The organism is Thalassotalea crassostreae, from assembly GCF_001831495.1.
Taxonomy (GTDB): Bacteria; Pseudomonadota; Gammaproteobacteria; order Enterobacterales; family Alteromonadaceae; genus Thalassotalea_A; species Thalassotalea_A crassostreae.
On the sequence record NZ_CP017689.1, the window covers coordinates 603,041 to 624,012 of the forward strand.

19 protein-coding genes are annotated in these 20,972 nt (G+C 39.9%); 17 read left to right on the plus strand and 2 right to left on the minus strand.

Going from position 1 to position 20,972, the window contains the following annotated elements; all coding sequences use genetic code 11:
- Positions 1–325: 325 nt before the first annotated feature.
- From mraZ to lpxC, 16 genes are all read left to right on the plus strand, one after another.
- A complete protein-coding gene (gene mraZ, locus LT090_RS02695) occupies positions 326–784 on the plus strand; it encodes a division/cell wall cluster transcriptional repressor MraZ (protein ID WP_068544884.1) in 459 nt (152 codons plus the stop codon).
- A 2-nt stretch (positions 785–786) separates the two neighbouring features.
- On the plus strand, positions 787–1,731 hold the full coding sequence (gene rsmH / locus LT090_RS02700) for a 16S rRNA (cytosine(1402)-N(4))-methyltransferase RsmH (RefSeq protein WP_068544882.1): 945 nt from the start codon (positions 787–789) through the stop codon (positions 1,729–1,731).
- Positions 1,732–1,733: 2 nt separating this feature from the next.
- Positions 1,734–2,048, plus strand: a complete 315-nt coding sequence (ftsL, locus tag LT090_RS02705; RefSeq protein WP_068544880.1) for a cell division protein FtsL — start codon at positions 1,734–1,736, stop codon at positions 2,046–2,048.
- A complete protein-coding gene (locus tag LT090_RS02710) occupies positions 2,045–3,808 on the plus strand; it encodes a peptidoglycan D,D-transpeptidase FtsI family protein (protein WP_068544878.1) in 1,764 nt (587 codons plus the stop codon). The genes ftsL and LT090_RS02710 overlap by 4 nt, the downstream gene beginning before the upstream one ends.
- Positions 3,798–5,330: a UDP-N-acetylmuramoyl-L-alanyl-D-glutamate--2,6-diaminopimelate ligase gene (gene murE / locus LT090_RS02715; RefSeq protein ID WP_068544875.1), complete on the plus strand. Its 1,533-nt coding sequence runs from the start codon at positions 3,798–3,800 to the stop codon at positions 5,328–5,330. Before LT090_RS02710 ends, murE begins: the two co-directional genes overlap by 11 nt.
- The gene (locus LT090_RS02720; RefSeq protein ID WP_068544873.1) at positions 5,330–6,766 is read left to right on the plus strand and encodes a UDP-N-acetylmuramoyl-tripeptide--D-alanyl-D-alanine ligase; all 1,437 of its coding nucleotides are present in this window, start codon (positions 5,330–5,332) and stop codon (positions 6,764–6,766) included. The genes murE and LT090_RS02720 overlap by 1 nt, the downstream gene beginning before the upstream one ends.
- On the plus strand, positions 6,760–7,842 hold the full coding sequence (gene mraY / locus LT090_RS02725; protein WP_068544870.1) for a phospho-N-acetylmuramoyl-pentapeptide-transferase: 1,083 nt from the start codon (positions 6,760–6,762) through the stop codon (positions 7,840–7,842). Before LT090_RS02720 ends, mraY begins: the two co-directional genes overlap by 7 nt.
- 58 nt (positions 7,843–7,900) lie before the next feature.
- Complete coding sequence (gene murD, locus LT090_RS02730) at positions 7,901–9,247, plus strand: UDP-N-acetylmuramoyl-L-alanine--D-glutamate ligase (protein WP_068544868.1); 1,347 nt, start codon at positions 7,901–7,903, stop codon at positions 9,245–9,247.
- Positions 9,247–10,482, plus strand: a complete 1,236-nt coding sequence (gene ftsW, locus LT090_RS02735; protein ID WP_068544866.1) for a cell division protein FtsW — start codon at positions 9,247–9,249, stop codon at positions 10,480–10,482. The genes murD and ftsW overlap by 1 nt, the downstream gene beginning before the upstream one ends.
- Positions 10,483–10,511: 29 nt before the next feature.
- Positions 10,512–11,573 (plus strand): undecaprenyldiphospho-muramoylpentapeptide beta-N-acetylglucosaminyltransferase, encoded by a 1,062-nt coding sequence (murG, locus tag LT090_RS02740; protein ID WP_068545049.1) that lies wholly within the window; start codon positions 10,512–10,514, stop codon positions 11,571–11,573.
- Positions 11,573–13,009 (plus strand): UDP-N-acetylmuramate--L-alanine ligase, encoded by a 1,437-nt coding sequence (gene murC, locus LT090_RS02745; RefSeq protein ID WP_068544864.1) that lies wholly within the window; start codon positions 11,573–11,575, stop codon positions 13,007–13,009. Before murG ends, murC begins: the two co-directional genes overlap by 1 nt.
- The gene (locus LT090_RS02750; RefSeq protein WP_068545048.1) at positions 13,009–13,965 is read left to right on the plus strand and encodes a D-alanine--D-alanine ligase; all 957 of its coding nucleotides are present in this window, start codon (positions 13,009–13,011) and stop codon (positions 13,963–13,965) included. Before murC ends, LT090_RS02750 begins: the two co-directional genes overlap by 1 nt.
- Positions 13,966–13,969: 4 nt before the next feature.
- Positions 13,970–14,743, plus strand: a complete 774-nt coding sequence (locus tag LT090_RS02755) for a cell division protein FtsQ/DivIB (protein ID WP_082897044.1) — start codon at positions 13,970–13,972, stop codon at positions 14,741–14,743.
- Positions 14,736–15,971 (plus strand): cell division protein FtsA, encoded by a 1,236-nt coding sequence (gene ftsA / locus LT090_RS02760; protein WP_068544863.1) that lies wholly within the window; start codon positions 14,736–14,738, stop codon positions 15,969–15,971. Before LT090_RS02755 ends, ftsA begins: the two co-directional genes overlap by 8 nt.
- Positions 15,972–16,052: 81 nt before the next feature.
- Positions 16,053–17,207 carry a cell division protein FtsZ gene (gene ftsZ, locus LT090_RS02765; RefSeq protein ID WP_068544862.1) on the plus strand — a complete coding sequence of 385 codons (1,155 nt, stop codon included), beginning with the start codon at positions 16,053–16,055 and terminating at the stop codon, positions 17,205–17,207.
- Positions 17,208–17,558: 351 nt separating this feature from the next.
- Positions 17,559–18,470: a UDP-3-O-acyl-N-acetylglucosamine deacetylase gene (gene lpxC / locus LT090_RS02770; protein WP_068544861.1), complete on the plus strand. Its 912-nt coding sequence runs from the start codon at positions 17,559–17,561 to the stop codon at positions 18,468–18,470.
- Between the two features lie 61 nt (positions 18,471–18,531).
- On the opposite strand, the gene LT090_RS02775 is transcribed toward lpxC, so the two are convergent.
- Together LT090_RS02775 and LT090_RS02780 are read right to left on the minus strand one after the other, a co-directional pair.
- Positions 18,532–19,296, minus strand: a complete 765-nt coding sequence (locus LT090_RS02775) for a hypothetical protein (RefSeq protein ID WP_068544860.1) — start codon at positions 19,294–19,296, stop codon at positions 18,532–18,534.
- A gap of 154 nt (positions 19,297–19,450) precedes the next feature.
- Complete coding sequence (locus LT090_RS02780; protein ID WP_068544858.1) at positions 19,451–19,912, minus strand: DUF721 domain-containing protein; 462 nt, start codon at positions 19,910–19,912, stop codon at positions 19,451–19,453.
- Between the two features lie 48 nt (positions 19,913–19,960).
- Between LT090_RS02780 and LT090_RS02785 the strand changes: the two genes are divergently transcribed.
- A complete protein-coding gene (locus LT090_RS02785) occupies positions 19,961–20,866 on the plus strand; it encodes a M23 family metallopeptidase (RefSeq protein WP_068544856.1) in 906 nt (301 codons plus the stop codon).
- Positions 20,867–20,972 lie beyond the last annotated feature (106 nt).

The window sequence follows — 20,972 nt, forward strand, 5'->3', positions numbered from 1 at the left end:
TGACAAATCTACCTGCGAGTAAAATACCTAAAACCCATTTTCATCACAATTGCTCAGCTTTGTTACTTAATTGCGATATATTTTCGTTTAATTTCAGGGTTAAAATACCACTATCGATCCACAAAGTTCCACATATATAACAACTTAGCGCCATGCCTTATTTTTTATGGCGTTAAAGCATCAATTTAATGCATCAAGATTACTTGACAATCATTGACAATTGTCACTAAACTGTACAGAAGTGGGAAAAAGTGGAGAAAAGTGGATCTTTTATGGATCGTTTAAAAAATAAACAGCATTAAAAGACTCATATAAAAACAAGAATATGTTTAGAGGCGCAAGCAATATTACCTTAGACAGCAAGAATCGTATCACGATACCAACCAAGTATCGTGAGGCTTTGTTTGCTGATTACGAAGGTAAAATGATTTGCACTGTTGATATTCAAAATCCTTGTTTACTGCTTTATCCATTACCCGAATGGGAAGAAATAGAATTAAAACTGAGTCGATTATCTAGCATGAACGCTGCAGAGCGTACTTTGCAACAAGTGTTATTAGGTAATGCGACAGAGTGTGATCTCGACAAAAGTGGTCGTTTATTATTGAACGGCGTACTGCGTCAACATGCCAATTTAGATAAGAACATTATGCTAATTGGGCAATTTAATAAATTTGAAATTTGGAATGAACAAGCTTGGTCAAAACAAATGCAAGATGGTATTGCATTGATTCAGGCTGATGATTTTGAATTACCTGAACGACTACAAGATTTTTCACTTTAATTATGTCTGAACAGTTTTCACACATCTCGGTACTATTACAAGAAGCCGTTGATGGCCTAGATATAAAGCCGGACGGTACATACATCGATTGTACTTTCGGTCGAGGCGGGCATTCGAGTTTGATATTAAACACCCTAGGTGAAAATGGGCGTTTAATCGCGATTGATAGGGACCCGTCAGCAATAGAGTCTGCGCTAAGATTTGCTGACGACCCTCGCTTTTCCATTGTTCATAATGGCTTTTCACATCTGGCTGATATTGCTAATGATCTAGACGTAACCGACAAAATTGACGGAATTTTACTTGATCTTGGCGTTTCATCACCGCAACTTGACGATGCTAATCGTGGCTTTTCATTTATGAAAGATGGTCCGTTAGATATGCGTATGGATACCACTCGTGGTCAAACAGCGAGTGAATGGTTAATGAAAGCGGATGTTGAAGATATTACCTGGGTATTGCGTACCTTTGGTGAAGAAAAGCACGCATGGCGAATTGCTAATGCCATTGTCGATGCTCGTGAAGAAGAAGAGCTAACCACGACAGGGCAATTAGCGAAAATAATAAAAACCGCTGCGCCACAAAAAGAAATTAAAAAACACCCTGCGACGAGAAGTTTTCAAGCGATCCGTATGTATATCAATTCTGAACTTGAACAGATTGAGAATGCATTGGCAGCATCGCTTGATGTATTAGCAGAAGGTGGGCGTTTGGTGGTGATTAGTTTTCACTCTCTTGAAGATCGCTTAGTAAAACAATTTATGAAGAAACACAGCACCGGTAAAAAGGTGCCACGTGGTATGCCAATTCTTGAAAGTGAAATACAAAAAGGTAAAAAACTGGAGTTGGTCGGAAAAAAATTAAAACCAAGTAAAACTGAAGTAGATGAAAATGTTCGTTCACGTAGTTCAGTTTTAAGAGTTGCCCAACGACTAGCCAAGGATTAAATATGTGGCGCGGTTCGTGGGTACTCACTCAGGAAATATGGCAAGACATAAAACGCTTCGCGGGCGTATATGTGTTAGTGGTTATGGTGGTGTGTTCAGCGTTTTCGGTGATTTATTTTAGTCACCTTAATCGACAATCTACTAGTCACTTAGAAAGGTTATTAACTGAGCGAGATGAATTAGATATTGAGTTACGAAACTTGTTATTAGAGCAAAACTCGTTATCTGAACATAGTGAAATAGAGCAAGTGGCCAAAGATGCATTAGAAATGCACCGGCCGAAACCGAAAAATGAAATAATAATAAAGATCCAATGACGGCAAACAAACTAAGAAAGAATCAAGACAACTTAAAGCCAGCAACCATTGCTTGGCGATTTTATGTTGTCTTGGGTTTGATCGCTGCCATCTTTATTATGTTAGTTTCTCGCGCAGCTTATATTCAAGTGATAGAGCCTGGCATGTTGCAAGAACAAGGGAATATGCGTTCAATTCGCACGGTACCTAAAGGCAGTCATCGAGGTGCTATTTTAGATCGTAACGGTATTGAATTAGCGGTCTCGGTCCCAGTTCGAACGATTTTTGCGGATCCGGTAGAAATCATCAAAAAAGGTGGTTTAGAGCCTAGAATGGATGAACGTTGGGAAGCACTTGCACAAATACTTAACATTGATGTGAAAGCGCTTAAAAAACGCGTAACTACTAATGCATCTAGACGATTTGTGAAACTTGCTAAACATATGTCACCGGCGACCGGAAACTACGTTCGTAATTTAAAGATCCCTGGCATAGGTGCGCGCAAAGAAGCGAAGCGCTTCTATCCAGCCGGAGAGATTAGTGCTCATGTCATTGGTTTTACTAATGTTGATGACAAGGGCATTGAAGGCATTGAACGTGTCTATGATGGACATTTAACTGGTGAAAACGGCAAAGTTACCTTTGTACAAGATGCCAAAGGTAACCGTATTGAAATATTGGAAAAAACAGAAGTTACCAAACCAAATGATATTGAGTTGTCAATTGATCAGCGAATTCAAGCACTAGCATATCGCGAATTAAAAGATGCGATAAAATCGTTTAATGCAACTTCCGGCTCAGTTGTAGTGGTTGATGTGAAGACTGGTGAAATTTTAGCAATGGTTAATGGGCCATCGTTTAATCCAAATAATCGTAAGAATACGGCGATACATCGTTTTAGAAATCGTGCAATTACCGATGTTTTTGAACCGGGTTCGACCATGAAACCATTAACAGTTTTAGCGGCTTTAGAATTTGGTAATGCCGAGTTTAATACCATAATTAATACCTCTCCTGGCGCAATGCGTCTTGGTGGACGTCGTGTTTCAGATCCCAGTAATTACGGTAAATTGTCTCTAACTGAAATATTAAAAAAATCGTCAAATATGGGCACAACAAAACTTGCATTGGATATCCCCAAAGATATTTTTGTAGGTAAGTTTTTTGAGATGGGATTTTCTGAAGATACTGGTACTGGTTTAGTCGGTGAGTCGGCTGGAATGTTATCGGGGCGCAGTCGCTGGTCGAAACATGAATTAGCAAGTTTATCTTATGGCTATGGTTTAGCTATTAGCCCACTACAGTTGGCTCGCTTTTACGCAGCCATTGGTAATGGTGGTTATAAAAAAACATTAAGTGTACTTAAAGATCCTAAGTTTACTGAAGGCGAAAGAGTACTGGATAAAGCTAACGCTGATGCAGTTTTGGAAATGTTAGAAATGGTGGTTGCTGAGGGTGGCGGTCACCGTGCAAAAGTGGAAGGTTATCGTGTTGCGGGCAAGACTGGAACTGCAATCAAAACTTCAGCTGGAGGCGGCTACGGTAATGATTATGTTGGTTTGTTTGCCGGTGTCGCACCAGTATCAGATCCCAAATTGGCAATTGTTGTTGTGATAAATGAACCAGGCGGCGATTTATACCATGGCGGTGAAGTTGCTGCGCCTGTATTTTCAAGAGTCATGGCTGGTTCATTGCAATATTTGAATGTTGCTCCTGATGATGCGTCACAAATAAGTCGTTGGTCAACAGCATTTAACCAAGGAGAACGCAATGGCGAATAATTTTGCTTTCTCGTTAAAGTCTACGCTAGCTAAATTTGATATTGAGCTGCCTGAAATTGCCACCAAAAATTTGGTCAATGATTCTCGAACCATCGATAAAGGTGATATTTTTGCAGCGGTTGATGGTACCTATTTGCAAGGCACAAAATTTATTAACAAAGCTATTGCGCAAGGCGCAGTTGCGGTAATCGCGCAGTGTAATGAGAAGTCGCAACATGGCGATATTAAATACGTTAGCGAACAAGATAATACGGCGATGGTAATTTATTTCTACCAATTAGATGAATTATTGTCAAAGGTAAGTGCTTACTATTATGGTGAGCCTTATAAATCAATGGCTGTTATCGGCGTTACTGGAACAAATGGTAAAACCAGTTGTAGTCAGTTAATCGCACAATTATTAGAAACTTTTAACAGTAATGCTGCGATTATTGGTACCAACGGCGCGGGAAAGTTATCGTCACTTCAGAAGATAGATAATACTACGCCAGGGCCCGCTCAGCTGCAGCAGTTATTAGCCCAGTTTAAATCTGAAAATATATCAACAGTCGCGATGGAAGTTTCATCTCATGCATTAAGTCAGAATCGCGTCGACAGTGACATTATTGATGTTGCGGTATTTACTAATTTAAGTCGAGACCATCTTGATTATCACGGCGATATGGAGAGTTACGGTTTAGCCAAGCAAAAACTGTTTAGTGGTAGTGAAGAACAAGTTTGGGTGCTTAATGTTGATGATGAATATGGTCAACGATGGGATCAGCAGCTTAACCCTGCTAATCCGAGAATATTATATTCAATTTCATCGAAGATTAGTGAAGCGCAAATGATACGGAGCAACAGCAAGTACCTCAGCGCCGGTAATATTAAGTGTCATTCTCGCGGGGTGACTTTTGATTTGAAATCGAGTTGGGGTGAGGTAACGGTGACTAGCCGCCTATTAGGACGCTTTAATGTTGCTAACTTACTGGCGGCCATTGCAGTGCTGTTAAACCAAGGTTATGAGTTAGCAGAAATTGCCCAGAACTGTCAGCAGTTAACCGCCGTTGATGGTCGTATGGAAGCATTTACTGCACCGGATAAACCAACAGCCGTTGTCGATTATGCTCATACACCCGATGGACTTGAGCAAGCGCTACTAGCGAGTAAAGAACATTGCGATGGCGAGTTATGGGTAGTATTTGGTTGTGGCGGTGATCGCGATAAAGGTAAACGTCCTATGATGGGAAAAATTGCTGAATGTTTTGCCGATCATATTGTGCTTACCAATGATAACCCTAGAAGCGAAAATCCAGAATCAATAACAGCCGATATTAATAACGGAATTTTGGCTAAGCAAAAAGTTAAAGTGATCATTGATCGCCAACAGGCAGTTATCAGTGCATTACAACAGGCGAAAAAAGATGACATGGTGCTACTTGCTGGTAAGGGCCATGAGGATTACTTAATTATTGGTGAGCAAACGCTGCCTTATTATGAACGTGAAGTTGTAAGTCAATTTTACCAACGAGGGTTGAACTAATGATCCCATTACGTTTAAGCGAATTAGCAAATGATTTAAACGCCAAACTAATCGGTGATGACGTAGTCATTAATTCGGTTTGCTCTGATTCAAGACAGCTACAAAAAGGCGATTTTTTTGTTGCGCTAAAAGGGCCCAACTTTGATGGTCATAAATTCGCCGCTCAGGCACAACAATTAGGGTGCATCGGTGCGTTAGTTGAAACTAAGCAAGATGTAAATATCCCACAACTTGTGGTTAATGACTGTTACAAAGCTATGGGACAAATGGCTGCAATCGTAAAGCAACGTGTGAATCCGAAAACCGTTGCAATTACCGGCTCAAGCGGTAAAACAACGGTTAAAGAAATGGTAAGTGCGATTATGTCACGCCTTGGTAAAGTGCTAGCGACAAAAGGCAACTTTAATAATGAGATAGGTGTGCCGTTAACATTGCTACGTTTAGAGCAAGAGCACGAATACGCGGTAATCGAATTAGGTGCAAATCATATCGGAGAAATCGCCTATACCACAGGGTTAACTAAACCAGATATCGCGGTGATAAATAATATTGCTGCTGCGCACCTAGAAGGTTTTGGTGATTTATGTGGTGTGGCTCGTGCCAAAGGTGAAATATTTGAAGGTCTTGGTGAAGACGGCGTTGCGCTATATAACCAAGATACACCTTACACCCATAAATGGCAGTGGCGTTTAGAAGGTAAAAACGTGAGAAAATTTTCTTGCGTGAAAGAAGCGGATTGTTACAGCAGCAATATTCGTATTGATGGCCAAGGTTGTTGTCAATTTATGCTGAATACCTATCGCGGCAATATTGAAATACAGGTACCAGTACCTGGTCGTCACAACGTTTGTAATGCGGTAGCAGCGAGTGCGATAGCGTTAGAGTTTGGCGCAACGTTAGAAGATATCAAATTAGGTTTAGCTGGTATGGCGCCGGTTAAAGGTCGTTTAAATTTAATCGACTTACCTAATAATTTTAAGTTAATTGATGATAGTTACAATGCTAATGTCGAATCGACGAAAGCTGCTGTTGAACTTTTAGCGTCATATCAAGGTCGTAGCGTTTTAATTTTGGGTGATATGGCTGAGCTTGGCAATGACGCTCGAGCATATCATCAAGAAATTGGTGAGCATGCGTTGTCGCAGAGCGTTGATAATGTTCTTACTTTAGGTGTTCTTAGTCAAAGTACATCGGGCGTATTTGAACAAGATGGTTTTCATTTTTCATCGAAAGAAGGTTTGGTTGCGAAGTTAAGTGAAATCTTAGAAAACGAACAACAGCCAATTACTGTGTTGGTAAAAGGATCGCGCAGTGCTCGCATGGAACTTGTGGTGGCAGATATAGCTTCATGGCGAAAAGATCAGGCTAATAATAAAAAAATTAACAACATACAGCCTAATAACAATAATAAAAATGCTGAGGAAGAATCATGCTAGTTTGGCTAGGACAATATTTAACCGACTTTTATAGTGGTTTTAATGTTTTCCATTATCTTACATTTCGAGCCATCGTTGCCACCTTAACTGCATTGGTGGCTTCCTTATATTTTGGTCCAAAACTTATTCGTTACTTACAGACTATGCAAATTGGTCAAACGGTACGTGACGATGGTCCCGAAAGTCACCTGTCTAAATCCGGTACCCCAACCATGGGCGGAATTTTAATACTTGGCACTATTTTATTGAGTGTTTTGTTGTGGGCAGACCTTTCAAACAGTTACGTGCAAGTGGTGTTATTTGTCACTGTAAGCTTTGGTTTAATTGGTTTTGTTGATGATTACCGTAAAGTAATTCGTAAAGATCCGAACGGATTAATCGCTCGTTGGAAGTATTTCTGGCAAACCGTTGCCGGTTTAGGAACTGCCATTTATTTATATGCAATTTCAAATGATGCAACCGGTACGGCGCTGCTTATTCCATTTGTGAAAGATGTGATGCCGCAACTGGGCTTATTTTATATTGTCTTTACCTACTTCGTTATAGTCGGTACGTCTAACGCGGTAAACCTTACCGATGGTTTAGATGGACTAGCGATTGTTCCAACAATTTTGGTTGCTGGTGCATTCGCAGTATTTGCCTATGTAACCGGTAACAGTAACTTTTCAGCGTATCTAAATTTGCCTCATATAAGAGAGGTAAGTGAACTGGTGATCGTGTGTACCTCTATTGTCGGTGCTGGCTTAGGCTTTTTATGGTTTAACACTTACCCTGCACAGGTATTTATGGGCGATGTTGGTTCACTCGCACTCGGCGCAATTTTAGGTGTTATCGCTGTTTTAGTTAAACAGGAATTAGTGTTGTTTATTATGGGCGGCATTTTCGTTGTGGAAACCTTATCGGTAATTTTACAGGTTGGCTCATACAAGCTAAGAGCAAAACGCATATTTAGAATGGCACCAATTCATCATCACTATGAATTAAAAGGTTGGCCAGAGCCAAGAGTCATTGTTCGATTCTGGATTATTTCTGTGGTTTTGGTGCTCATTGGATTAGCAACATTGAAATTACGTTAGTAGTTACCATTAAGTGGTTTAAAAAGTTTAGTAAGAAAAAATAGGAAACTAGAGAAAAATGACAAGCCCTGCTTTTTTAAAAAATAAGCAAATATTAGTACTAGGACTTGGTGCTACGGGCTTGTCGTGTGCGCGTTTTTTAACAAATCATAATCTCGAATTTGTGGTTAACGATTCTCGCGCAAACCCTCCAGGAGTTGCGCGCTTAAAAGCTATTAACGATACAGCGCAATTAATTCTTGGTGAATGGGATAAAAAGGCGATAGCAAATGCTGATGTAATCATCGCAAGCCCAGGTGTCGACGCCAATATGTCAGTAATTCAAGATAATCGTCAGCCTCACTGTGAACTTATTGGTGATGTTGAGATATTTTGTCGATTAAGTAAATCAAAACATATCGCTGTAACCGGTTCAAATGGTAAATCTACGGTAGTAAGCTTACTGTCGCATATCGCTGATGCTTGTAACATTAGTAGCAAACTTGCCGGAAATATTGGTTTGCCGGTGCTTGATATTCTTAGCGATAACCAAGACGCTGATTCCGAGTTTGTTATTTTGGAACTATCGAGTTTTCAATTGGAAACAACGGATTCCCTTACTGCAGCGAGTGCGACGTGCTTGAATGTTTGTGATGACCACTTAGATCGTCATAAAACAATTTTTAACTACAGTAAAATTAAGCAGAAAGTTTATCAAAACAGTCAATGTAATGTAATAAATCGCCATGACGATTTGGCAAAAGCTGACACAACTAAAGCCAATGATATTAGCTTTGGTTTGGATGCACCAAGCTCGAACAATTTCGGCATCGATGATTATCAAGGCAGTCGTTATATATTCTTTGGTGATGAGCCGCTGGTTGCATGTAATCGATTGCCAGTAGTTGGCAAACATAATGAGTTAAATTGCATGGCAGCGCTTGCACTTGGTTATGCGGTCGGTTGGCCACTTACTGCGATGGTTTATGCATTAGGATCATTTGAAGGTCTTGAACATCGTTGCAAACAAGTACCTAGCGTTGACGATATCACTTGGGTTAATGACTCAAAAGCAACGAATATTGGTGCTACGCTGGCTGCTATTGAAGGGTTGGCTAATGCTCACCACCAATTAATTCTTATCGCTGGCGGTGATGGTAAAGGCGCAAATTTTGCTGAACTCAAACCTGCAATGGCGCAAGTTGATTATCTAATTACCCTAGGTAAAGATGGCGACCAAATTGCTGCACTTAAGCGCGACAGCAAGCGTGTTCGTGATTTAAAAGAAGCGGTAAAAGTAAGTCGTGAATTAGCCCAAAAAGGTGACATGGTATTACTGTCGCCAGCGTGTGCCAGTATAGATATGTTTGAGAACTATATGCAACGTGGTGATCAGTTTATTCAGGCAATAAGGGGAGGTTTCTAATGGCTATTTCAGTCCCAGCTATTAATTTCCCGAAATTACCAAAATGGTTAGTGCAAAGCCAAACAGCGAATAACAATGTGTTATTTGATCGTGGTTTTGTCATTCTAGCGTTCACCTTGTATGTCATCGGTTTAGTGATGGTGGCGAGTTCATCTATGCCCGTTGCTGAGCGATTAACGGGTAATCCATTTTACTTCGTCGGCCGTCATGCCAGTTATATCGTTATTTGTATCGTAATTGCTATCGGATTTTTGCAAGTGCCGATGACGGTATGGCAGCGATTTAGTTTCCACTTCCTCGGTTTGGCGTTATTCCTATTGATTGTCGTACATTTTGCAGGCCATTCAGTTAATGGCGCCAAACGTTGGTTGTCAATCCCTGGGGTGATGAATATTCAGGCTGCAGAAGTGGCGAAACTATTCTTCTTTTGTTATGTCTCATCGTATCTTGTACGCCGTCGAGATGAGGTCCTTGACTCGTTTTGGGGCTTTATTAAGCCGATTATCATTTTTGGTTTGTTAGCGTTCTTACTCATTATGCAGCCGGACTTAGGTACCATAGTTGTTATGTTTGTAACGACCATGGGGCTACTGTTCTTAGCGGGCGCAAAATTAAAAATATTCCTAGGTTTCAGTACTGTTGGAGTGGCAGGGATTGTTTCGGCAATTTATTTAGAACCTTATCGATGGGCGCGTGTTACCGGATTTTTAGACCCATGGGATGATCCTTTTGGCAAGGGCTATCAATTAACACAGTCATTAATGGCATATGGTCGTGGTGAAGTGTTTGGTCAAGGACTAGGTAATTCAATTCAAAAACTTGAATACTTGCCAGAAGCACATACCGATTTTGTTATGGCGGTGATTGGCGAGGAATTCGGTTTTATAGGTATATTTTTCGTATTATCAATTTGCGTCGCCTTAGTCGTTAAAGCGCTGTTACTTGGTCGTGTTGCATTAGAAAAAGAGAAATATTTCGAAGGTTTCTTTGCTTATGCAATCGGCATATGGATGAGCTTTCAAACGGCTGTAAATGTTGGCGCCAGTGCTGGCATTTTCCCGACTAAAGGGTTAACAATGCCGCTAATTAGTTACGGCGGAAGTTCGATGATAATCATGACTTTAGCGATCGTAATTTTAATTCGCATTGATCATGAGTTGAGATTGCAAGCGATGCAAGCAACGCAATCAACAAAAACAAAGAAAATTAAAAAAGAAAGTGGAGGGCGTAGTTAGTGTCGACACAAGCAGTTACTAAACGTCCGATGATTTTAGTCATGGCTGGTGGAACCGGAGGTCATATATTCCCGGGACTTGCAGTTGCTGAAAATCTACAAGAACAAGGTTGGGGTGTGCATTGGTTAGGCACTGCAGATAGGATGGAAGCTGACGTTATTCCTGCAAACAATATTGATATTTCGTTTATTAATATTGCTGGATTACGTGGTAAAGGCATTAAGTCATTAATAAAGACGCCGTTCAAAATAATCCACTCGGTGATCCAGTCTATTAAAGTGATCAACAAAGTCAAACCCGATGTTGTGCTTGGCATGGGCGGATATGCAAGTGCTCCTGGTGGGATCGCTGCAAAGCTAAAAGGTATCCCTTTAGTTTTACACGAGCAGAATGCAGTTGCAGGGATGAGTAATCGATACTTAGCAAAAATTGCTAATCGCGTATTATCGGCTTTTCCAAATGCGTTTACTGATGACACACAATGTGAAGTTGTTGGTAACCCTGTTCGCGGTAAGATAATGGAACTCAACGTTGATACTGAACGTGAAATTAAAAAAAGAGTGCTAGTTATTGGCGGAAGTTTAGGCGCAAAAGTTTTAAACGATACCGTGCCACAAGCATTGAGCCAAATTAAACTGCAAGGTATTGATGTGTGGCATCAAACGGGCAGTGGCAATAGTAGCGCCGTTATTGATGTATATAACGAATACGGTATTGACCAAGATAAAGTAAAAGTGACTGATTTTATCGATGATATGGCACAAGCCTATGATTGGGCTGATTTAGTGATATGTCGCGCCGGCGCATTAACAGTTTCGGAAATTGCGATGGCAGCCAAACCTGCGATATTCATTCCTTTGCCTCACGCTGTTGATGATCATCAAACTAAAAATGCGCAATTTCTTGTTGATTTAGGTGCAGCAAGAATGATTGCTCAAAGTGATTTTAATGCGACTATTTTAGCGCAAAAACTAAATATGTTATTTAGCTCTGAAACTGCGCTGCGCAATATGAGCAAAGCCAGTAAAGCAGCTGCTTCACCAAATGCGAGCGAAACGGTAGCGAATATCTGTAAAGGTTTGGTGAAATAATGAACGAGAGACAAATGAAAATACCAGAAATGCGTAGAGTAAAAGTAATCCACTTTGTTGGCATCGGCGGTGCTGGCATGGGCGGTATCGCCGAAGTATTACTCAACGAAGGTTACCAAGTTACCGGTTCAGATATTGGTGTTAACCCTGTGGTTAAACGTCTAACCAAACTTGGTGCAACAATTGCGATAGGCCATAGCAGCGACAATGTAAAAGATGCCAGTGTTATCGTTGTATCTACTGCAATTGATAAAGAAAATATTGAATTATTAACAGCACAAGAATTAAGAATACCTGTTGTTCGTCGTGCTGAGATGTTGGCGGAATTAATGCGTTTTCGTCACGGTATTGCGATTGCTGGTACCCACGGTAAAACGACGACGACGAGTTTAATTGCCAGTATTTTGGCGGAAGGTGAACTCGATCCAACATTTGTTATTGGCGGTTTGTTAAATAGCGCTGGTACTAATGCTCGATTAGGGAAAAGCCGATATTTAGTTGCTGAAGCCGATGAGTCAGATGCATCATTCTTACATTTACAGCCAATGGTTTCAGTGATCACTAATATTGATGCTGACCATATGGAAACCTATGACGGTGACTTTGAAAAATTAAAAGATACCTATATCGACTTTTTACACAATCTACCATTTTATGGTTTAGCTGTAGTGTGTACTGATAATGGAGTAGTGGAAGAGCTGTTGCCACGAATTGGACGTCAAGTGATCACCTACGGTTTCAATAAAGATGCAGATGTTAGAGCTGTTGAGTATAAACAACAATCAGGTGTTAGTACGTTTACAGTTCAACGCAAAGATAAAGCGGATCTTGCAATCAGCTTAAATTTGCCAGGTGAGCACAATGTCTTAAATTCGTTGGCGGCTATAGCTGTCGCGACAGATGAAGGTGTTAGCGATGAAGCTATCGTAGCGTCTTTGGGTAAATTTGAAGGCATAGGTCGCCGTTTTGAAAGTTTAGCGAAACTTACTACCGAGCAAGGCGAAATCGATGTCATTGATGATTACGGTCATCACCCAAGTGAAGTTGCGGCGACGATTAAAGCGATGAGAAATGGCTGGCCTGATCGTCGTTTAGTGATGATGTTTCAACCGCATCGTTTCTCACGTACCAGAGATTTGTTTGAAGATTTTGTCGAAGTGTTAAGTGAAGTCGATTCGTTAGTGTTACTTGATGTCTATGCCGCTGGTGAAGAGCATATTAGTAATGCTGATTCTAAAGCATTAGCAAGGAGTATCCGCTCGCGTGGCAGCGTTGAGCCAATTTATGTAAGTTCAACAGAACAATTGCCAACGATAATGAATTCAATTTTGAAAGACGGCGATATGCTGATCACCCAAGGTGCAGGTAATATTGGTGCGATAGCTAGAGAGCTTGTACAGGCAGAAATTTTAAATATAGAAAAAGGGGGGCAATGATGACGGAACAGTTATTAGATGTTGCCTCACTAAAACAAGAAAAGTTAGTCGTATTATACGGCGGAGATAGTGCTGAGCGCGAAGTGTCTTTGCAATCAGGCTTTGCCATTTTTGATGCTCTTAAAAGCGCAGGCTTCAATGTTACTGCCGTTGATACTCAAGGGTTTGATATATCAACACTAAAGCAGCAAAACGTCGATCGTGCCTTTATCGCATTGCATGGGCGCGGCGGCGAAGATGGCTGTATTCAAGGTGCTTTGGAGTACCTTCAAATACCGTATACGGGGTCCGGTGTCCTTGGCTCAGCGTTATCGATGGATAAGGTTAGAAGCAAGCAAATATTTAGCGCAAGTAATCTACCTACCGCTAATTATGCCGTAGTCAATGCTGAAGATTTTAATGAACAAAGTGCCGACAAAGTGTTAAGTGACCTAGGTCATAAAGTCATGGTTAAACCGGCTAATGAAGGCTCAAGCATAGGTATGGCAATAGCCAATAACACTGATGAGTTAAACAAAGCATTGATTGAAGCATTTAAATATGACCAACAAGTATTGGTCGAAGCGTGGTTATCAGGCAGAGAGTTTACCGTCGCAGTTGTTGGTGATGAAGCATTTCCAGCAATTGAAATGGTTACGCCTCATGAGTTTTATGACTACCAAGCAAAATACCAAAGTAAGAGTACAGAGTATCACTGCCCTTGTGCACTTGATAGTGAGCGTGAAGGACAGTTGCGCCAACTTGCATTGAAAGCGTTTCGAGCGACAGGTGCCAGTGGTTGGGGACGTGTTGATGTGATGCAAGATGAGCATGGCAATTTCAATTTACTTGAAGTGAATACTGTACCTGGTATGACAGTAACGTCTTTAGTACCGAAAGCGGCAAAAGTTGCTGGTTATGACTTTCAGCAATTGGTTACTAAAGTATTGCAAATAAGCAATAGATTAAAAGGGTAATAAAGTGAAACAACAGACACTTACAATCGAAAATGCACCTATGTCCTTTTGGGCTGGATTGTGCTTTTTCGTGTCTGTATGTTTATTTATTTTAGTTGGTGGTTGGATGGTTGTAGGGCAAATGATGGAAGATAAAACCTCGCCAGTCACATCATTAATTATCCGAGGCGATATCCAATACACGCACAATTTTGAGCTGGTAAATACCTTAAAACAAGGTGAATTAGATAACTTTTTTCAACTAGATGTAAATCAGGTTCAGCAACAGTTGGAATCACTGCCTTGGGTTTATTCAGCTTCAGTGCGAAAACAATGGCCAAATGAGGTGCGAATCTATGTTAATGATCAACGCCCTGTGGCACAATGGAACGATGATTTCTTTATAAATGAACATGGCGTTATTTTTCAAGCTGAAAAAAGCCGTGTAAGTCACGCTTTACCTAGGTTGTACGGACCTGAGGGTAGTGAAGTTTTGGCGTTAGAGAATTATCGAAATTTGTCTAATTTGTTAACTTACATTCAACTGGAAGTTGACGAGTTAGTATTAACTGAACGTTATGCTTGGCAATTGACGTTAGCAGACGGGGTATTTTTGCGTTTAGGGCGTGAAGATAGAGTTATGCGAGTGCAAAGATTTATGGAATCATATCCAGAAATAAAAGCATTTGCGAAAGAAAATATGAAAGTTGACTATGTTGACTTGCGCTATGACACCGGAATGGCTGTTGGCTGGAAACCGGTAGAAGAAAAACAACAAGAGCAGAATACAAATGCCTAAAGCAGTAGATAGAAATTTAGTCGTCGGATTAGACATTGGCACATCAAAAATTGTTGCCGTTGTTGGTGAAGTAACGCCTGATAATGAACTTAGCATTATCGGTGTTGGCCATCATGCCGCTCGAGGCATGGATAAAGGCGGCGTTAACGATTTAAATTTAGTAATCCAATCAATTCAACGCGCTGTGAACGAAGCTGAATTAATGGCTGATTGTTCAATCGGTAGCGTCTACTTAGGTATTTCTGGTAAACACATAAGTTGTCAAAATGAAAATGGCATGGTGCCAATCAATGATAACGAAGTGACCCAAGAAGATGTTGACAATGTAATTCATACGGCTCGTTCAGTGCCGATGGCAGCGGAACGTAAAATGCTGCATGTCCTTCCACAAGAATACAGCGTTGATGTTCAAGATGGTATTAAGAGCCCAATTGGTATGTCAGGTGTTCGTATGGAAGCTAAAGTTCATATTGTTACCTGTGCTAATGATATGGCAAAAAATATCGTTAAGTGTGTTGAACGCTGCAATTTAACAGCGGATCAATTGATCTTTTCAGCTCTGGCTTCAAGTTATGCAGTGCTAACCGATGATGAAAAAGAGCTCGGTGTTTGTGTCGTTGATATGGGCGCAGGTACGTTAGATATTTCTATATTTACAGGTGGCGCGCTTCGTCATTGTGCGGTTATTCCTGTTGGTGGTAATCAAGTTACTAGTGATATCGCAAAAATATTTAGAACGCCTTTAGGTCATGCCGAAGATATCAAAGTGCAGTATGCATGTGCATTGCGCCAAATGGTATCAATGGAAGAAAACATTGAAGTACCGAGTGTTGGTGGTCGTCCGGCAAGAAGTATGTCACGTCATACCTTGGCAGAAGTGGTTGAACCGCGTTATCACGAATTGTTTGAATTAATTCAAGAAGAAATTAAAGAAAGCGGTTTAGAAGACCAAATTGCTGCAGGTATCGTTTTAACTGGTGGTACTGCAAAAATGGAAGGTGTTACCGAATTTGCTGAAGAAGTATTTCAAATGCCTGTGCGTGTTGGTAGCCCTTTAAACATCAAAGGCTTAACTGATTACGTGAATGACCCTAGTTATGCCACAGTTGTCGGTTTATTGCACTACGGCTTATTGGCGAATAATGAAGTTGGTGAGCAATCATTTAGCGGTGAAAGTGTAGTAAGTGCACTGTCTCGCATTAAAAATTGGTTTAAAGGCCAGTTTTAAAAAGAATAAGAATTATTTAGATTTATTTTAAATACAAAATTTTTTGGTGGAACAAAAAGAGTAAAAAACGGAGAGAAAATTATGTTTGAATTAATGGAAGACCACAACGAAGAAGCGGTGATTAAAGTCATCGGCGTTGGTGGAGGTGGCGGAAACGCCGTTGAGCACATGGTTAGTCAGACTATTGAAGGTGTGGAATTTATCACTGCCAATACTGATTCACAGGCGCTAAGAAATTCGTCAGCGACAGTTACCTTGCAAATGGGGGCTGATGTAACGAAAGGTTTAGGTGCTGGAGCTAACCCTGAAATTGGTCGTAAATCGGCTGAAGAAGATCGCGAAACAATTCGTCAGACTTTACAAGGTTCTGATATGATCTTTATTGCTGCCGGTATGGGCGGTGGTACAGGTACTGGTGCTGCTCCAGTTGTAGCGGAAGTAGCGAAAGAGATGGGTATATTAACTGTTGCGGTTGTAACTAAGCCTTTCCCATTCGAAGGTAGAAAACGTATGAATTATGCTGATCAAGGCATTGAATTCTTGTCACAACATGTTGACTCGTTAATTACCATTCCAAACGAAAAATTATTGAAAGTTTTAGGTCCTGGCACAAGTTTGCTTGATGCATTTAAAGCAGCTAACAATGTTTTGCTTGGCGCTGTACAAGGTATCGCAGAACTAATTACTCGCCCAGGTTTAATCAACGTCGATTTCGCCGATGTTCGTACTGTTATGTCTGAAATGGGCACTGCAATGATGGGCTCTGGCACAGCTTCTGGCGAAGACCGAGCTGAAGAAGCCGCGGAAGCTGCTATTTCAAGTCCACTACTTGAAGATGTCGATTTATCTGGAGCTCGTGGGATCTTGGTAAATATCACTGCTGGTATGGATATTTCAATTGATGAGTTTGAAACTGTTGGTAATGCCGTTAAAGCATTTGCTTCAGAAAACGCTACCGTTGTTGTTGGTGCTGTAATTGATGCTGAAATGACAGAAGAATTACGTGTTACTGTTGTTGCTACTGGTATCGGTCAACAACAGAAGCCTGAAATTTCTATTGTACCGCCAATGCCTAAGCAAGAGCCTATGGTTGTTAACGCACCATATGTCCCTGCAGCAGAGCCGGAAACAACTACTCAGCAATTTACTGAAGAACGCACACAGCCGCAAGCTGCACCGTCTACAGAAGCTGATTACTTAGATATTCCAGCATTTTTGCGCAAGCAAGCTGATTAATATTCACTTTACTGGTAGTTAGTTTGACTTAATGTTTAACTAGTTATCGGTTTAGTGATAAGAGATTACGATTTAACAAATAGTAATTTCTCAACATTGTTGACTATAATTTTATTAAATAGGTAACAAATCAGTGTGTATTTTCAGCGTTTTTAGAAGTGTGGTAAGACAAAATTACGTTTGAAAATATGTTGTTAGCAAAGATGTTAACAAAGCTAAGCAATAAGCAGGCCAAAATTGTTATGTTTTGACTGCAAAGGGATTTTTTGCTATATTACGCCTCCGCTGAATTAACATTTGGATTTATGTCAGTTAACAGCGATTGGTGAAACGCAAGAATTAAGGCGAATTATGATTAAACAACGTACAATCAAACAAAGCATAGATGCTATAGGTGTTGGTTTACATAAAGGTGAAAAAGTGCAGATTACTCTCCGTCCTGCACCTGCAAACACGGGTATTATATTCCGCCGTGTTGACCTTGACCCTGCAGTTGATATTCAGGCAACCCCTGAAGCTGTGGGTGAAACTACGTTGTGTACTTGTTTGGTAAACGAGCAAGGTGTTCAAGTGTCCACCGTAGAACATCTATTAGCTGCTGTTGCCGGATTAGGTATTGATAACCTAATCGTTGAAGTCGATTCGCCTGAGATCCCAATTATGGATGGTAGTTCTTTACCATTCGTATACTTAATTCAGTCAGTTGGCGTGGAAGAGCAAAATAGTGCGAAGAAATTCTTACGTATTACTAAAGCTATACGCGTCGAAGAAGGTGACAAGTGGGCTGAACTTCGTCCACACGAAGGCTTTAAAGTTAACTTTGCGATAGATTTTGAACATCCGGTTATTTCTAGCACAACTCAACAAATGAGTATGGATTTATCAGCAAGTTCGTTCATCAAAGAAATTAGCCGAGCTCGTACGTTTGGTTTTATGAAAGATATTGAATTCTTACGTTCACATAACCTTGCCCTTGGTGGTAGCTTAGAAAACGCAATTGTACTTGATGAGTACCGTATGCTTAATCCAGAAGAACTTCGTTATGATGACGAGTTTGTTAAGCATAAAATATTAGATGCCATTGGTGATTTATACATGGGTGGTGTAAGTATTTTAGGTGAACTAAATGCATACAAATCAGGACATGGTTTAAATAACATTCTTCTTCGCGAAGTGTTTAAACAAGTTGATTGTTGGGAATGGGTGACTTACGAAGATGAAACCCCTTCACCGATTGCATATCACGATGGTGTTTTAGCGTAATAGACTACCAATAAAATTCCAAAAACCAGAGCATTGCCTCTGGTTTTTTGTTTTGAATATACTAAAAACGAACTTTATAATTTTTTAAAATTATCGGGTTATAGAAATTTTTGGGCGGTGAATTTGGCGGACCAAAGTCAGAACAATCGGGAGTTAAATCATCTTTTGTTAAATTCATTCTAGTATTTGTATTTATATCCGCTATTGATGCAATATCGTATAAATAGTCTAAGTCGAAATAGCTACCTGAATCGACACTCCAGTCATCTGAACCATCCTCTCTAGATAGAGCGATGTTATATTCTTCAGAGTGTTCAATGATCTGAATATTGACATGGTTTGTATCAAGAACGGTTACCATTTCAAATAGAACTATTTGCCCTTCAAAATCTATTTGTGTTAGTTGCTCTATACCTTGTATTTCTAGAGTATTCTGATCTAGCAACGTTAATTGCATTTTTTGACTTAAGTTATAAATAAAACCTCCACCAACATCAAAATCTTCTAGTGAAATTTCAAATTGACCAGAGCCTAAATTTTTAAAATTGATATCAATCAGACCGATATAATAACAATCATCTCCTTGGTCATAAGCATCACCGTCATAATCATAAAATACGATAGTGCCATCACTTTCAATTACATTATAGGAGATATCTTCTAAGCCATCATCTACCGTTGTACTATCCCATACGCCAACTAGATCATTAAGTGTTGGCGATTGGTTAGGGTAAGGTAGCTGCCTTTGGTCCTCAGATTTCCCTGAACCTCCACCGCCACACGATGATAAAGTTAAACTGAATAACATGATTATTAAATATTTCATTTATTTATCCTTAATACAGTTAATACGCCAAAATACTAACATTACAATACACTTGCGACAGAGGTTTTATTGTGTGTTTGTGCAATATAATGGTTAAGGTTAGCTTAGAGGTGAATTTTGTGCAAAAAGTTAAAATTAATAATCATTAGTGAAATTATTTTTTATTAGCATGCTTTGCTAAGCGTAATAATTTCTCTTTTAATCCTGGTGGTGCATTTTGTGCTATCTCGTTAATTTGCTCTGCCGATTTCTCTGACATGTGTTTTCTCGCTTTAGGTTTTTCAACGGGTTTCTCTTTTCTATTCCAATAGGGGTTTACTTTTATCTCAATGTTAGTGAATATACCGTCACTATGTTGAAGCAGTTGTTGGCAAATATTATTGCGTTCAAACTGTAAACGTTGGCTCCAAACAGGGCTTATTACCTCAATAATGACTAAATTTTCTCGAAAATTGGCGATTTGCCAAGCATTTTCTGGCAGATCAGGGCATATTTGTCGTACAATGTCCGACAGTAAATTAAGGGATTGAGATTTCGCTGATAAGTTGGCAATAGAGCCACTTGCTTGTTCTAACAAGCTGTTCAGATCTTGTGGAGCTTTAACAATGCGCTTCATTCAAGGTTGACCTATAGTTTATCTGTAGCGAAATTAAGAGTAATTAATATGAGTTTAACACTATTATACCGCGGACAAAATGTTCGTTTTTCAATGAAGTTAAGTAAACCACGATGGTTAGCCATTGTAGTTTGCTTTGCTGTGCTTTCAGGTATTATTTTTCACAACATGATCAAAAAAGAAGAAGTACCAGCACATTTGCAATTAGCTTCTTCACAAAAAACAATAATTTCAGACGCTGATAAAGTAGATAATCGACAAGTCGTCGCGTTATCTGCAAAAATTGCAGAGCTACAGTCTCATGTTTCAAGACTCAATGCATTAGGAGAACGCTTAGCTGAAGAAGCTGATATTCCTAAAAAAGAATTTAATATGGTGGAGCAACCAAACTCTGGTGGTCCAGCACAAACAACTGTTGAAGAGAGCCAATACACTTTATTTGAATTAGAAAAACAGTTAATCGCGTTAACAAAAGATGTAGAACATAAAGAAAATCAGTTAAATTTACTTGAATCTATCGCTTTGGGTCACCATATCGAAAATATGAGTTATTTATCTGGTCGTCCTATTGGCAAAGGCGGTTGGTTGTCTTCTTATTATGGTGTTCGTAAGGACCCATTTAACGGAAGACCAGCGATGCACAAAGGTGTCGACTTTGCAGGTAAGGAAGACGCACCGGTGATTGCAACTGGTGCTGGTGTTATTAGCTTTTCTGGTGAGCGTTGGGGTTATGGCAATTTAGTAGAAATTGATCATGGTACTGGCTACAAAACTAGATATGGGCATAATAAGACAAATACGGTAAAAGTGGGTGACGTGGTAAGTAAAGGGCAGACAATTGCTCTTATGGGAAGTACAGGTCGTTCAACCGGTCCTCATGTGCATTATGAGATTTTGCGTAATGATAAACAAATAAATCCAATAAAATATGTTTATCGAAAGGCAAAGAATTAAAAGCACAATAACTCCTCTTAGTACCTTTGAGGTACAACGTTTAATTTTAATATCAGCTATTGGCTGATAATTTTTTATAGCTGAAGCAAGCTTCAGGGAAATGGTT

Coding starts and splice junctions, on each gene's coding strand:
- lpxC (WP_068544861.1), top strand. CDS start 17,559: ATGATTAAACAACGTACAATCAAACAAAGCATAGATGCTATAGGTGTT.
- ftsZ (WP_068544862.1), top strand. CDS start 16,053: ATGTTTGAATTAATGGAAGACCACAACGAAGAAGCGGTGATTAAAGTC.
- ftsW (WP_068544866.1), top strand. CDS start 9,247: ATGGCTATTTCAGTCCCAGCTATTAATTTCCCGAAATTACCAAAATGG.
- murC (WP_068544864.1), top strand. CDS start 11,573: ATGAACGAGAGACAAATGAAAATACCAGAAATGCGTAGAGTAAAAGTA.
- LT090_RS02750 (WP_068545048.1), top strand. CDS start 13,009: ATGACGGAACAGTTATTAGATGTTGCCTCACTAAAACAAGAAAAGTTA.
- ftsL (WP_068544880.1), top strand. CDS start 1,734: ATGTGGCGCGGTTCGTGGGTACTCACTCAGGAAATATGGCAAGACATA.
- murE (WP_068544875.1), top strand. CDS start 3,798: ATGGCGAATAATTTTGCTTTCTCGTTAAAGTCTACGCTAGCTAAATTT.
- ftsA (WP_068544863.1), top strand. CDS start 14,736: ATGCCTAAAGCAGTAGATAGAAATTTAGTCGTCGGATTAGACATTGGC.
- LT090_RS02720 (WP_068544873.1), top strand. CDS start 5,330: ATGATCCCATTACGTTTAAGCGAATTAGCAAATGATTTAAACGCCAAA.
- LT090_RS02775 (WP_068544860.1), bottom strand. CDS start 19,296: ATGAAATATTTAATAATCATGTTATTCAGTTTAACTTTATCATCGTGT.
- murD (WP_068544868.1), top strand. CDS start 7,901: ATGACAAGCCCTGCTTTTTTAAAAAATAAGCAAATATTAGTACTAGGA.
- mraZ (WP_068544884.1), top strand. CDS start 326: ATGTTTAGAGGCGCAAGCAATATTACCTTAGACAGCAAGAATCGTATC.
- LT090_RS02780 (WP_068544858.1), bottom strand. CDS start 19,912: ATGAAGCGCATTGTTAAAGCTCCACAAGATCTGAACAGCTTGTTAGAA.
- LT090_RS02785 (WP_068544856.1), top strand. CDS start 19,961: ATGAGTTTAACACTATTATACCGCGGACAAAATGTTCGTTTTTCAATG.
- murG (WP_068545049.1), top strand. CDS start 10,512: ATGATTTTAGTCATGGCTGGTGGAACCGGAGGTCATATATTCCCGGGA.
- rsmH (WP_068544882.1), top strand. CDS start 787: ATGTCTGAACAGTTTTCACACATCTCGGTACTATTACAAGAAGCCGTT.
- LT090_RS02710 (WP_068544878.1), top strand. CDS start 2,045: ATGACGGCAAACAAACTAAGAAAGAATCAAGACAACTTAAAGCCAGCA.
- mraY (WP_068544870.1), top strand. CDS start 6,760: ATGCTAGTTTGGCTAGGACAATATTTAACCGACTTTTATAGTGGTTTT.